Genomic DNA, 13,138 nt, shown 5'->3' on the forward strand with positions numbered 1-13,138 from the left:
CGTTCGCGGCCCCGTACGGCCTAACGAACCGTTAATCGGATGGTCACGACAGGAATGTGGACAACTCCCGTCACCGATCGCGGCAACGGGCGAGCATCAGGCCCATGACCAGCGAGAGCAGCCCACCCACCTCAGATCCTCCGCTCGGCCGCCAGCGCCACCACCAGTGCCGCCGCCTCCTCCTTCGTCTCCACCGACGGCGGCGATCCCTCCAGCGGCTGACGCGCCGTCTCCGTCATGCAGGCCACCGCGACGACGCCGATCAGGGCCGCGAGCATCGCGTAGTACGCGGGCATCAGGTTGTCGCCGGTGAGGCCGATGAGGCCCGTGATCACGAACGGGGTCGTGCCGCCGAAGAGCGACGCAGAGAGGTTGTAGCCGACCGACAGGGAGCCGTAGCGGACGCTCGTGGGGAAGAGCGCGGGCAGGGCCGCCGACATGGTGCCGAGGAGACAGACCAGGGAGAGCCCGAGCATCGCCATCCCGGCGATGATCGCGAAGTAGCCGCCCTGCTGGATCAGCAGGAACGCCGGAAGGGAGAGGATCAGGAAGCCGAGCATGCCGGTCATCAGGAGCGGCTTGCGCCCGAAGTGGTCGCTGAGACGCCCCACTTGGTTGATGATCCCCATCAGGACGACCATCACGCCGAGCAGGATGAGCAGCCCGTGGGTGTCGCTGTAGTCGAGCTGGTCGGAGAGGTACGTCGGCATGTAGGACAGCAGCATGTAGTCGGTGACGTTGTACGCGCCGACGAGGCAGATGCAGAGGATCAGCCTCGGCCAGTGCTCGCGGAAGATCCTGCCGAGGTCGGAGACCGTGCTGGTCTCGACCAGGTCGGCGGCCTCGGACGCGTGGACCGTGCCCTGCTCCATCTTCGCGAACGCGGGCGTCTCGTCCAGTCTCAGCCGCAGATAGAGACCGATGAGGCCCAGCGGCGCGGCGACGAGGAACGGTACGCGCCAGCCCCAGTCGTCCATGCCGTCGGTGCCGAGCCAGGCGGTGAGCGCGGTGACGAGCCCGGCCGCGCCGACGTAGCCCGCGAGGGTGCCGAATTCGAGGAAGCTGCCGAAGAAGCCGCGCCGTTTGTCGGGGGCGTACTCGGCGATGAAGGTGGACGCGCCGCCGTACTCGCCGCCGGTGGAGAAGCCCTGGACCAGCCGGAAGAGGATCAGCAGAGCGGGGGACCAGAAGCCGATCGCGGCGTACGACGGGATCAGCCCGATCGTGCCCGTGCCGATCGCCATCATGATCATGGTCATGGCCAGGACCTTCTTGCGGCCGATGCGGTCACCCAAAGGACCGAAGAACATGCCGCCGAGTGGCCGCACGAGGAAGGCCACCGCGAAGGTCGCGAAGGAGGAGAGCAGTTCGGTGGTGTCGTTGCCGGAGGGGAAGAAGACATGGCCGATGGTGACGGCCAGATAGCTGTAGATGCCGAAGTCGAACCACTCCATGGCATTGCCCAGCGCCGCCGCCTTCACCGCCCGCTTGACCGCCGCCTCGTCGGTGACGGTGATGTCCGACCTGCGCAGTCGGGGGTTCTGGCGGCGTCGGAGCGCGCGGAAGAGGGCCGGGTGGCGGCGGACCGCCGGGGAGTCGGCAACCTGGTCACGCGCGGGTGCCGCCATGGGCCGGTTTCCTCTCCTCGGGGACGTGAGTCCTCAGGGAAAGCCTCCGCACCGCGCCATGACGGCCGCAAGCCGGAGCCACGACACGGCGGGCTCCGGCTCGCGTTCGCGGCTCCTGTTCGCGGCTCGTGTTCTCTACTCGCGGCGTCCGCGTCTCTCAGATGCCGAGGTCCTTGATGATCTTGGCGACATGGCCGGTGGCCCGGACGTTGTAGAGCGCGCGCTCGACCTTGCCCTCCTCGTCGACGACGACCGTCGAGCGGATGACGCCCGTCACCGTTTTGCCGTAGAGCTTCTTCTCGCCGAAGGCGCCGTACGCGGTGAGGACGGCCTTGTCGGTGTCGCCGACCAGCGTGACCTTCAGGTTCTCCTTGTCGCGGAACTTGGCGAGCTTCTCCGGCTTGTCGGGCGAGACACCGATGACGTCGTAGCCCGCGCCGGCCAGCACGTCGAGGTTGTCGGTGAAGTCGCAGGCCTGCTTGGTGCATCCGGGGGTAAGGGCAGCGGGGTAGAAGTAGACGATGACCTTGCGTCCCTTGTGGTCGGCGAGCGAGACGTCGTTGCCGTCCGCGTCGGGCAGGGTGAAGGCGGGGGCGGTGTCGCCGGGCTGAAGTCGCTCGCTCATGGTTCTCCTCGGTACGGGTGCGGGCAGGTCGCCCGGTTGTATCGGGCCGAGCGTAGTAGGGGCGCCGCGGGGTGCGACGGCCGCCGAGCTGACAGACTGTCGGTGAAGGCGAAGGATCGAAGGATCAACCAACAGGACACGACGACGGAGGCAGCGCGGTGTCGGATGCCAGGACCCCTGCGCAGATCGAGGCGGACATCGTCCGCAGGCGCGACCAGCTTGCCGAGACGCTCGACGAGATCGGGGTGCGGGTGCATCCGCAGACGATCGTCGGCGACGCGAAGGCCCGGATGGTTTCCCGGGTGGACCAGACCGCGGGCAAGGCGTTTGTCGCGGTGAATCGCACGGTGTCAGGTGTGAAGGACAAGTTCGTCTCGGACGACGGCGCCCCGCGGCTGGAGCGGCTCGTCCCGGTGGCGCTGGTCGTCGTCGGTGTGGTCGGTCTGCTCGCGATGTCGGCGCGCCGGCGCCGGGTCTGAGGGCGGGGTCACCCCTCCGGCGTACGGGGCGGGTTCGGGCGGGTAGGTTCGTGGGCGTGAGCGACAATTCCCTCGACACCTCCCATGACAAGCTGCCCATCCGGATGCTGCACGACCGGGTGCTGGTCAGGACCGACATCCCGGAGGGCGAGCGGCGTTCGTCCGGCGGCATCGTCATCCCGGCGACCGCCGCCGTCGGACGGCGTCTCGCCTGGGCCGAGGTGGTCGCCGTCGGGCAGAGCGTGCGGACGGTGGAGCCCGCGGACCGGGTGCTGTACGACCCCGAGGACCGGGCCGAGGTCGAGGTCCGGGGCGTGGCCTACGTACTGATGCGGGAACGCGACCTGCACGCGGTGGCGGCCGACCGGTTCGAGGGGTCGGAGGACTCCACGGGGCTCTACCTCTAGAGCTGCTCAGGCGCCATTGACACGGAAGGGCCCGGTGACGATCGTCACCGGGCCCTTCCGCCGTCTCTTTGCTACGTTTGGGGGACACCCCGACGAGACGCGCCGTACCGGGTCAAGTGAAAGACGACGCACCCCTTGTCCGCGTTTTCGCTCGGAGGTGCTCCCATGGCCTGGGTCCTGCTCATCGTCGCCGGTCTGCTCGAAGTCGGCTGGTCGATCGGGATGAAGTACACCGAAGGATTCACCCGGCTGTGGCCGAGTCTCTTCACCGGTGCCGGAATCGTCGTCAGCATGCTGCTGCTCTCGCAGGCCGCGCGGACGCTGCCGATCGGTACGGCGTACGGCGTGTGGGTCGGGATCGGCGCGGCCGGCGCGGCTGTCGTCGGCATGGTGGCCCTCGGCGAGCCGGCGACCGCCGCCCGGATCTTCTTCGTCTGTCTGCTGCTGGTGGCCGTGGTGGGCCTGAAGGCGACATCCGGCCACTGACCACTGGTGAGACTGTTACCGCGGACGGGGGCTGCGGGGCGCGCCGTTGCCCGTGCCTCCGTCCGCCGCGGCGCCGCCCCCGTTGTCGCCTCCGCCGCCGCCTCCGATGAGTCCGTCGGTGAGACCGTTCGTCTGCCCCTGGCTCTCCCCCTGCGTCCCGCCGTCGCCCTGACCCCCGTCCGTACCGCCGCCGCCCGTACCGCCGTTGGTCTGTCCCGGGGTCTGGCCCTGGGTCTGCCCCTGGCTCCCGCCGGTGTCGGCGCCTTCGCTCCGCCCCTGTGCCGCGCCCGCGTTCTGTCCCGCGGTCCGGCCGGGGGCGTCGGGCTGTCCCGAGGCGCCGGGGCTCTCCGACTGCCCTGGCGACGAGGACTGTTCGGGCCGGCCGGACTCGTCGCCCGGCGGGGAGATCTCGTCCACGCCGTCCTCCAGGATCAGTTCGAAGTCCGTGGCGTCGGTGTCCTCCAGTGCCGCCGCCGTGAACTGGCCCCAGATCTGCGCGGGCGGCCCGCCGCCGTTGACACGGGCCAGGCCGAGCGCGCCGTACAGCGGCCTCTGTTGGGCCGTCTTCGGGTCCGCGCCCATGATCGCGACGACGGTCGCGAGGTCGGGCGTGTAGCCCGCGAACCAGGCGGCCTTGTCGTCCTCGGCCGTGCCCGTCTTGCCCGCCGCCGGGCGGTTCGCGGACTGGGCGGCCGTGCCCGTGCCGCCCTCCACGACGCTCTGGAGGATCGCCGTGGTGGTGTCGGCGGCCTGGCGGCTGACGGCCTGTGCCGGTCGCCCGCGCGGCAGTTGGACGGTCGCGCCGTCCTTGGTGATCTCGGTGACCATCGTGTATGTGCCGTGCCTGCCGTGGTTGGCGAGTGTCGCGTACGCCTCCGTCATGTCGAGCACGCTCGCCGTGGCCGGGCCGAGCGCGATGGACGGCGACGCGGTGAGGTCGGGGGTGTCGCTGGGGATGCCGAGGCGGATCGCGGTGTTCCGGACCCGGGTGGGGCCGACGTCCTGAGCCATCTGCGCGTAGACGGCGTTGATGGACTTGTCGGTGGCCTCGCTGACGGTGACGGGGCCGTACGAGACGTCGTCCTCGTTGGCGGGGTCGTAGCCGGTGGACCCGTTCGGGCCTTCCACCATGCGCTTGTTGGTGCCGTCGTAGACGGTGTTGGGGGTGATCTGTTCGCCGTCCTGGGTCACCGAGTCGTTCTCGACGGCGGCGGTGAACACGAACGGCTTGAAGGTGGAGCCGACCTGGTAGTCGCGGCGGGTCGCGTTGTTGACGTACTGCCGGGTGTAGTCGACGCCGCCGTACATGGCGACGACCTCGCCCGTGGCGGGGTCGATGGAGGCGCCGCCGACGCGTACGTTGCGGTCGGCCGCGCGCTTGTCGTCGACCTTCGACATCACCTGTTCGTCGACCGCGTCGACGAGGGCGTTCTGTTTCGGCCGCTGGAGCGTGGTGGTGATCCGGTAGCCGCCGCTGGCGAGGGTGCTGTCGTCGAGGATCTTGTTCTTGGTGAGGTAGTCCTCGACCGCCTGGACGATGTAGCCGCGCTGTCCCGACAGGCCGGTGGACGGCTTGGCCTTGCCGGGCACCGGGAAGACCATGGCGGCCCGGTCGGTGGGGGAGAGCCAGTCCTCCTTGACCATGCCGTCGAGGACGTAGTCCCAACGGCCCTCCGCCTGCGGTCTGTTCTCCGGGTGGACGGCGACGTCGTACGCGCTGGGGGCGTTGAGCAGCGCGGCCAGGAAGGCGCCCTCCGCGGTGTCGACGTCCTGGATGTCCTTGCCGTAGTAGGCCTGTGCGGCGGCCTGGATGCCGTACGCGTTGCGCCCGAAGTAGCTGGTGTTGAGGTAGCCCTCCAGGATCTGGGCCTTGCTCTCCTCGCGGTTGAGCTTGATCGCGATGAAGAACTCCTTCGCCTTGCGGACGACGGTCTGTTCCTGGGCGAGGTAGTAGTTCTTGACGTACTGCTGGGTGATCGTGGAGCCGCCCTGGGTGCCCTTGCCGGTGAGGGTGTTCCAGGCGGCGCGGACCATGCCCTGGGGGTCGATGGCGGGTTCGTTGTAGAAGTCCCGGTCCTCGGCGGCCAGTACGGCGCGGCGGACGTGCTGCGGGATCTGGGAGAGCGGCACGTTCTCGCGGTTGACCTCGCCGTCGCGCGCGAGCTGGCTGCCGTCCTCGTACAGATACACGTTCGACTGGGCGACGGCCGCGACGTTGGCGGGCGGGATCTTGACGAGCGTGTAGCCGGTGATGAAGCCGCCGATCAGGAGGAGCGCGACGATCAGGAACGCGCCGAGCAGCATCCGCCAGGTGGGGAGGATCCGACGCCAGCCGGTGCGCTTGCGGCGTCCCTTGCGGCCGGTGCCTCCTTCGCGAGTCCCGTCCTTGGGCGCGTCTTTGTGCCCGTCCTTGGGTCCGTCCTTGCCGGAGCCGTGGTCCGTCGGGTCGCGCGGGGCCCAGCCCTGCTGATGCGCGTCACTCATGTGTGCGGAGGCTCCTCGGCCGGGTCATGTCGGAGGTTAGGGGATTACTTACTTTGCGGGCTTTACGGGCTATACGGATGATTCGTCTGCGGCACCATGAAACACGGTCGAACCGGCGCGAGGCCGCCGACCGGATAACCGCTCGCGGTGGCTGACCCCCTTGGGCTAGGGTCGTGCGCTTTGGTGCCGTACAGCGGAAACGGCGCGGGGAGACCACACGTAACGGGACCGAGGGGGAGTGCTGACGTGCGTCTGTACGCGGCCGTCGCGGCGGGTGGATTCCGCCGCTACGCGACGTACCGGACGGCCACCGCCGCCGGGGTGTTCACCAACACCGTCTTCGGCTTCATCGGGGCGTACACCTACATCGCGCTCTGGGAGCAGCGGCCCCAGCTCGGTGGCTACGACCTCTCGCAGGCCGTCACCTACGTATGGCTCGGCCAGGCGCTGCTGATGGCCTGCGCCATGATGGGCGGCGGCTTCGAGGACGAGTTGATGGAGCGCATCCGCACCGGCGACATCGCGATCGATCTCTACCGGCCGGCGGATCTCCAACTGTGGTGGCTGGCCAGCGACTTGGGGCGCGCCGCGTTCCATCTGCTGGGCCGCGGGATCGTCCCCATGGCGCTCGGCGCGCTCGCCTTCGACCTGGCGATGCCCACCGATCCGCTGGTCTGGCTCGCGTTCCTCTTCTCCGTGTTCCTGGGGATCGTGGTCAGCTTCGCCGTGCGCTACCTGGTCGCCCTGTCGGCCTTCTGGCTGCTGGACGGCGCGGGCGTGGGGCAGATCGCCTTCCTGGCAGGGCTGTTCTTCTCCGGGATGCTGCTGCCGCTGACGCTCTTCCCCGGCGTCCTGGGCGAGGTCGCGAGGGCGCTGCCGTGGTCGTCGCTGCTCCAGGTCCCGGCGGACGTCTTCCTCGGCCGGCACACCGGATGGGGGCTGCTGGGGGCGTTCGCCTTCCAGGCCGGCTGGGCGGTGGCGCTGCTGGCGCTCGGGCGGCTGGTGCAGAGCGTGGCGACGCGACGGGTGGTGGTGCAGGGTGGCTGACGAGGTGAATATCGCTTCCGTCAGGGAAGTGACCGACGGTACGGACGAGGCCGACGGGGAATGGTCGCGCTCGCCTCTTTGGGAGGGGATGCGCGCGTACGGCCTGATCGTGGCCATGTGGATGCGGTCCACGATGACCTACCGCGCGTCGTTCGCCATGACGGCCTTCGGGAACTTCGCGGTGACCGCGTTCGACTTCCTCGCGATCCTGATGATGTTCTCGCACGTCGACCGGCTGGGCGGCTACTCGCTGCCCGAGGTCGCCTTCCTGTACGGCGCGGCGGGCGCGTCCTTCGGCCTCGCCGACCTGGTCATGGGCTCCACGGACCGGTTGGGCCGCCGGATCAGGGACGGCACCCTGGACACCCTGCTGGTGCGCCCGGTGCCGGTGCTCGCCCAGGTCGCCGCCGACCGCTTCGCGCTGCGGCGGCTGGGCCGGATCACCCAGGGCCTGCTGGTGCTCGGATACGCGCTGGTGACGGTGGACATCGCGTGGACGCCGCTGAAGGTGGCGATGATCCCGATGATGGTGCTCAGCGGCGCGGTGATCTTCTCGGCGGTGTTCGTGGCGGGCGCGGCGTTCCAGTTCTGGGCCCAGGACGCCGCCGAGGTGCAGAACTCCTTCACGTACGGCGGGACGACCCTGCTCCAGTACCCGCCCACGGTCTTCGCGAAGGACCTGGTGCGCGGGGTGACATTCGTGGTGCCGCTGGCCTTCGTCAACTGGATGCCCGCGCTGTACGTGATGGACCGGGACGATCCGCTGGGGCTGCCGGACTGGGTGGCGTTCCTGCCGCCGGTGGTGGCGGTGGGGTGCTGCGTGCTGGCGGGGCTGGCGTGGCGGGCGGGGCTGCGGGGGTACCGGAGCACGGGCAGTTAGGTCCGGACACGGGCTACGGCGGGGCCGGGCCGAGGTACTGACGACTGGAACCGACGGCTGGAAACCGAACGACTGGAACGGACGACTGGAGAGGAACGCGCAATGGACTCGGACGGCTCCGGCTTCATCGAACTGGACGGCATCGAGAAGGTCTTCGACGTACGGCGCAGAGCGGGCCTGCTGCGCCGCGAGAAGCACCAGGTCCGCGCGGTCGACGGCATCAGCTTCCGCGTCGCGCGCGGCGAGATGGTCGGCTACATCGGCCCCAACGGCGCCGGGAAGTCCACCACCATCAAGATGCTCACCGGCATCCTGACCCCGAGCGCGGGCCGGCTGCGGGTCGCCGGAATCGACCCGCAGCGCGAGCGTACGAGGCTGGCGCGCCGTATCGGCGTGGTCTTCGGCCAGCGCACCACCCTGTGGTGGGACCTGCCGCTGATCGACTCGTACCGGCTGGTGCACCGTATGTACCGCATCCCGGACAAGCGGTACCGGGAGAATCTGGACCGCTGCGTCGAACTGCTCGAACTGGGCGAGCTGTTGGACGTCCCCGTACGGCAGCTCTCGCTCGGCCAGCGGATGCGCGGCGACATCGCGGCGGCGCTGCTCCACGACCCCGAGGTGCTGTACCTGGACGAGCCGACGATCGGCCTGGACGTCATCTCCAAGGCCAGGGTCCGCGAGTTCCTGCGGGATCTGAACAAGGAGCGCCGTACGACGGTGCTGCTGACCACGCACGACCTCACGGACATCGAGCAGCTCTGCCCGCGGGTCATGGTCATCGACCACGGCCGGCTCGTGTACGACGGGGCGCTCGCCGGGCTGCACGAGGTGGGCGAGAGCGAGCGGACCCTGGTCGTCGACCTCGAACGCGAGCTGCCGCCGGTCGAGTTGCCGGGGGCGCGGGTGGTGAAGGTGGAGGGGCCGCGGCAGTGGCTGGCGTTCCCGGCCGCGGCGTCGGCGGCGCCGCTGGTGGCGCGGATCGCGGCGGAGTATCCGTTGATGGACCTGTCGGTGCGGGAGCCGGACATCGAGTCCGTCATCGCGAAGATGCTGTCCAGGAGGACGGTGCCGGAGCCGGCGGAGCGTTCGGCGCTGTGAGGGTGCGGAGCGGACGGCGACGTGAGCGCGCGGGCTCGGCGCTGTGACGTCCGCCTCACCTTTGACTAGGCTGACAGTATGACGAGTGAACTTCCTGAGATGCGCGCCTCGGACTCCGAGCGCGAGCGCGTTGCCGAACTGCTGCGCGAAGCCGTGGCGGAGGGGCGCATCGACATGGAGGAGTTCGACACCCGCCTCGACGCGGCGTTCAAAGCCCGTACGCACGGTGAACTCGAACCGCTGGTCAGGGACTTGCCCGCGCCCGGTACGACGACGGATCTCGCCCCGTCGACCTCCGCCGACTCCACCGCTGTCGGGGGCCGTTGGGCCTCCCGGATCGGCCGGGGCCCCGCGACCTCGAAGTTCGGCTTCGCCTTCTGGGGAGGCTTCAGCCGCAAGGGCACCTGGACAGCGGGTCCGTCCTTCACCGGGGCCGTCCTCCAGGCCGGCGGCGAGATCGACCTGCGCGAGGCGCAGTTCGAGCAGCGGGACGTGGTCATCCGCTGCTTCGCGCTGATGGGCGGCATCCATGTCGTCGTACCGCCGGACATGGATGTCACGGTGCGCGGCTTCGGGCTGATGGGTGGCTTCGGGGAGGACGGCGAGCCGACGGACGTGAGTCCCGGATCGCCGCGGGTGATCATCACGGGGTTCGCGATGATGGGCGGTGTGGGTGTGACGCGCAAGATGAGGGCGGCGGACAAGCGCCGTCTCAAGGAGGAGCGCAGGAAGGCGGAGCTGGAGAAGAAGAGGTTCCGCAAGGAACTCGACTAGGGCCGGCCCCGCCCCCGGGCACTGCTCAGAGCCGCGCGGCCCCGCCCCGCCGGACTGACGCTCAGAGCCGCGCGGGCTCCGTGCCCACCAGGTCACCGAGATCCACGAAGCGCCCCATGGCCGCGTAGCCGGTGTCGCTCGGGTGCAGACCGTCGCCGGAGTCGTATTCGGGCCGCAGCCGGTCGGGGGCGTACGGATCGCGCAGCAGCCGGTCGAAGTCGACGGTCCTGTCGAACACGTCGCCCGACCTGATGGCGTCGTTGACCCGGTCCCGTACGGCCTCGCGCCGGTCGGTGTGGCGCGAGTTGCCGCCGAACGGCATGAGCGTCGAGCCGACGACCCGCAGGCCCCGGGCGTGCGCCTGCCGGGTGAGGTCCTTCAGACCGGCGATGATCAGGTCCGGGTCGGTCTCGTTCGGCCGCCGGATGATGTCGTTGATGCCCAGCTCGACGAAGACGGCCTCGGCGCCCGACTGCCCCAGGACGTCGCGCCCGAAGCGGGAGACGCCGCTCGGCCCCTTGCCGATGGCGAGGCTCTGCCGCAGGACGCGATTGCCGCTGATGCCCGCGTTGAGCACGCCCAGACCACTGCCGCGTACCCGGTCCGCCAGCGTGTCGGTCCAGCGGTGGTCGGCGTCGTACGAGGAGCCGATGCCGTCCGTGATCGAGTCCCCGATGACGACGACCGAGCCGCGCGCCTGCCGGTTGAGCACGTCGACGGCGGTGAGGTAGCGCCAGACCGAGGCCCGCTCGATGTACGCGTCGCCGCTGAGGTCCCGCGTACGGTCGCCCATGGCCGTGTACGAGGTCCGCAGGGCGCGCGGGTGGTACGTGACGGGGCCACCGGGCGCGGGCGTGTGCACCGTCACCAGCAAGTCCTTGTCGGACGGAACCTGGAGCCGTACGGGATCGCTGATGACGTGCCCGCCCGGCGGGACGACGACGGACGTCTTCTTACCGAAGGTGACGGAACGCATGGTGCCCGGGACGGCGCCCGCGTCGTCGTCGCCGCCGTTTCCGTCGCCGTTTCCGTCGCCGTTTCCGTCGTCGTTTCCGTCGCCGTCCGCGACGGCGATCGAGGCGCGGCCGATGAGCAGGGCTTCGCGGCTGAAGAGGTTGGAGAGAGTGATGCGGGCGGCGGTGCCGCCGATGCTGGTGTGTACGACGTTACGTATGGAACGCCCCACGTGACCGTGGGGTACCCCGGGTTCGATCCCGGTCGGCGCGGCGGACCAGGTCCCGACCCACGCGTCGGCGGACGCGGGCGCCGCGGACCCCACCGGCGTACGGGCTCGCCCGCCCGCCCCATTTCCGGACCCGGCGGCCTGATCGCTGCTGCCCTCGTCGCGGCCCCCGCCGCCGCCCAGTGCGCCGACCCCGACGAATATCGCGGCGCAGACCAGCGCCACGACCGTCATAAGGCCCGCGAGCAGGGCGAATCCCCGTTGTCTGTTCATGTCCCCCGTGTCTCCCTCACCTACGTACAAAGGACATCATCCGGCATGGCGCGGGAACTCGGGATGCGCGCCGGGAGTACCAGAGGTAGGGACAATGTGTACAGGTGGGTGAGGGTCCTGTTGGCGGGCCGGTTTTGGGTACGGGACGGTAGGGCATGGCGGCACGTACGCGGCTGGGTGGAGTGAGATGGGTGGAGTGAATGGAACGACGCGATCCGGCTGATCCGGACAAGGCGATGGGTTCGGGGGAGGCCGGAGGCACGGACGGGGCCGACGCACGCCCGGCCGGGGACGGCTCCCCTCGTACGGACGGCCCGGCGGCTCCCGCACGCCCGGCCGAGGCCTCTTCGGTGACCGGCCGCGCGGGCAGGTCGGCGACGGCCATCACCGCCCGTCCGGACCCCGAGCCGGGCTCCAGCCCCGGCGCCCAAGGTCCCGGCACCGAGGGCCCCGGCGGCAAAGCCCCCGGCCCGGGCAAGCGCTCGCCGTTCTCCCCGCTCGGATTCACCGCCGCCGACGAGGAGAAGCGGCGCGGCGTCCGCCGTATGAAGACGACCGCGACCGGTCTGCTGATCTTCGTCGCCGTCATCTACATCCTCGCCACCTGGGCCGAGAATTCGGGCATCACCGGCTGGCCCGGCTACGTCGCGGCGGCTGCCGAGGCAGGCATGGTGGGCGCGCTCGCCGACTGGTTCGCGGTGACGGCTCTCTTCCGCCACCCCCTCGGTCTCCCCATCCCGCACACCGCGATCATCCCGAACAAGAAGGACCAACTCGGCGCCTCGCTCGGCTCGTTCGTGGGGGAGAACTTCCTCTCCTCCGACGTCGTACGGACCCGGCTGCGCGGACTGGGCATCGGCGGCCGGCTCGGCGCCTGGCTCGCCGAGCCCGCCCACGCCGACCGCGTCACCGACGAGCTGGCCACGGCCCTGCGCGGCGCGCTGACCGTCCTGCGGGACAGCGACGTCCAGGCGGTCGTGGGCGAGGCGATCACCCGCCGCGCGGACGCCGCCGAGATCGCCCCCGGCATAGGGAAGACGCTGGAGCGCGTGGTCGAGGACGGTGCCCACCACCGCGCCGTCGACCTGATCTGCGCCCGCGCGCACGACTGGCTGGTCGAGCACGGCGATTCGGTCATGGACGCCGTACAGGGCGGTGCGCCCGGCTGGACGCCGCGCTTCGTCGACCGCAGGATCGGCGACCGCGTCTACAAGGAACTGCTGCGCTTCGTCACGGAGATGCGCGACATGCCGACGCACCCGGCGCGCGGCGCGATCGACCGCTTCCTCAAGGACTTCGCCTCCGACCTCCAGTCGGACACGGAGACGCGGGCGCGCGTCGAGCGCCTCAAGTCCGACCTGCTGGCGCGCCCCGAGGTGCAGGACATCATCGCGTCGGCGTGGTCCTCCGTACGCGCGATGATCATCGCCGCGGCCGAGGACGACCGCAGCGAACTGCGTCTGCGCGCCCGTGCCTCCCTCCTCTCGCTCGGCGCCCGCCTGGCGACGGACGGCAGGCTGCAGCGGAAGCTGGAGGGCTGGGTGGAGGACGCGGCGGACTACGTCGTGACGACGTACCGGGGCGAGATCACGTCCCTGATCTCCGACACGGTCGCGAGCTGGGACGGCAAGCACACGTCGAAGAAGATCGAGGCGCACATCGGCCGCGACCTCCAGTTCATCCGTATCAACGGCACGGTGGTGGGCGCGCTGGCGGGCCTGGTGATCTACACGATCTCGCACGCGCTGAGTGGGTGAGCCGGACCGCCCGG

General features: G+C 70.2%; 12 protein-coding genes and 1 riboswitch. Of the genes, 8 read left to right on the top strand and 4 right to left on the bottom strand.

Going from position 1 to position 13,138, the window contains the following annotated elements; all coding sequences use genetic code 11:
- Positions 1-131: 131 nt before the first annotated feature.
- Together ACFT9I_RS12210 and bcp are read right to left on the bottom strand one after the other, a co-directional pair.
- The gene (locus tag ACFT9I_RS12210) at positions 132-1,628 is read right to left on the bottom strand and encodes an MFS transporter (RefSeq protein WP_382563327.1); all 1,497 of its coding nucleotides are present in this window, start codon (positions 1,626-1,628) and stop codon (positions 132-134) included.
- A 157-nt stretch (positions 1,629-1,785) separates the two neighbouring features.
- Positions 1,786-2,253 carry a thioredoxin-dependent thiol peroxidase gene (gene bcp, locus ACFT9I_RS12215; protein ID WP_023541465.1) on the bottom strand — a complete coding sequence of 156 codons (468 nt, stop codon included), beginning with the start codon at positions 2,251-2,253 and terminating at the stop codon, positions 1,786-1,788.
- A 158-nt stretch (positions 2,254-2,411) separates the two neighbouring features.
- Here bcp and ACFT9I_RS12220 point away from each other — a divergent pair, with 158 nt between their 5' ends.
- The 3 genes from ACFT9I_RS12220 to ACFT9I_RS12230 all read left to right on the top strand — a co-directional run bounded on the left by ACFT9I_RS12220 (position 2,412) and on the right by ACFT9I_RS12230 (position 3,625).
- Positions 2,412-2,732 (top strand): DUF3618 domain-containing protein, encoded by a 321-nt coding sequence (locus tag ACFT9I_RS12220; protein WP_382563329.1) that lies wholly within the window; start codon positions 2,412-2,414, stop codon positions 2,730-2,732.
- Between the two features lie 104 nt (positions 2,733-2,836).
- Positions 2,837-3,139 carry a co-chaperone GroES gene (locus ACFT9I_RS12225; RefSeq protein WP_189107154.1) on the top strand — a complete coding sequence of 101 codons (303 nt, stop codon included), beginning with the start codon at positions 2,837-2,839 and terminating at the stop codon, positions 3,137-3,139.
- A 70-nt stretch (positions 3,140-3,209) separates the two neighbouring features.
- A riboswitch (guanidine-III (ykkC-III) riboswitch) is annotated at positions 3,210-3,272 on the top strand.
- Positions 3,273-3,304: 32 nt separating this feature from the next.
- Complete coding sequence (locus ACFT9I_RS12230) at positions 3,305-3,625, top strand: multidrug efflux SMR transporter (RefSeq protein WP_354607878.1); 321 nt, start codon at positions 3,305-3,307, stop codon at positions 3,623-3,625.
- A gap of 15 nt (positions 3,626-3,640) precedes the next feature.
- On the opposite strand, the gene ACFT9I_RS12235 is transcribed toward ACFT9I_RS12230, so the two are convergent.
- Positions 3,641-6,109 carry a transglycosylase domain-containing protein gene (locus ACFT9I_RS12235; protein ID WP_382563332.1) on the bottom strand — a complete coding sequence of 823 codons (2,469 nt, stop codon included), beginning with the start codon at positions 6,107-6,109 and terminating at the stop codon, positions 3,641-3,643.
- A gap of 246 nt (positions 6,110-6,355) precedes the next feature.
- Between ACFT9I_RS12235 and ACFT9I_RS12240 the strand changes: the two genes are divergently transcribed.
- From ACFT9I_RS12240 to ACFT9I_RS12255, 4 genes are all read left to right on the top strand, one after another.
- Positions 6,356-7,156 (top strand): ABC transporter permease, encoded by an 801-nt coding sequence (locus ACFT9I_RS12240; protein WP_382563334.1) that lies wholly within the window; start codon positions 6,356-6,358, stop codon positions 7,154-7,156.
- 28 nt (positions 7,157-7,184) lie between these two features.
- Positions 7,185-8,036 carry an ABC transporter permease gene (locus ACFT9I_RS12245; protein WP_382563336.1) on the top strand — a complete coding sequence of 284 codons (852 nt, stop codon included), beginning with the start codon at positions 7,185-7,187 and terminating at the stop codon, positions 8,034-8,036.
- A gap of 102 nt (positions 8,037-8,138) precedes the next feature.
- Positions 8,139-9,137 (top strand): ATP-binding cassette domain-containing protein, encoded by a 999-nt coding sequence (locus tag ACFT9I_RS12250; protein ID WP_382563337.1) that lies wholly within the window; start codon positions 8,139-8,141, stop codon positions 9,135-9,137.
- A 78-nt stretch (positions 9,138-9,215) separates the two neighbouring features.
- Entirely contained in the window at positions 9,216-9,911 is a 696-nt protein-coding gene (locus tag ACFT9I_RS12255) for a DUF1707 domain-containing protein (RefSeq protein WP_382563339.1), read from the top strand.
- A 61-nt stretch (positions 9,912-9,972) separates the two neighbouring features.
- Here ACFT9I_RS12255 and ACFT9I_RS12260 read toward each other — a convergent pair whose 3' ends face one another.
- Complete coding sequence (locus ACFT9I_RS12260) at positions 9,973-11,367, bottom strand: SGNH/GDSL hydrolase family protein (RefSeq protein WP_382563340.1); 1,395 nt, start codon at positions 11,365-11,367, stop codon at positions 9,973-9,975.
- Positions 11,368-11,567: 200 nt separating this feature from the next.
- Here ACFT9I_RS12260 and ACFT9I_RS12265 point away from each other — a divergent pair, with 200 nt between their 5' ends.
- Positions 11,568-13,124, top strand: coding sequence for a DUF445 domain-containing protein (locus ACFT9I_RS12265; RefSeq protein ID WP_382563341.1), 1,557 nt, complete (start codon positions 11,568-11,570; stop codon positions 13,122-13,124).
- Positions 13,125-13,138 lie beyond the last annotated feature (14 nt).

The organism is Streptomyces sp. NPDC057137 (genome assembly GCF_042670825.1).
GTDB lineage: Bacteria > Actinomycetota > Actinomycetes > Streptomycetales > Streptomycetaceae > Streptomyces.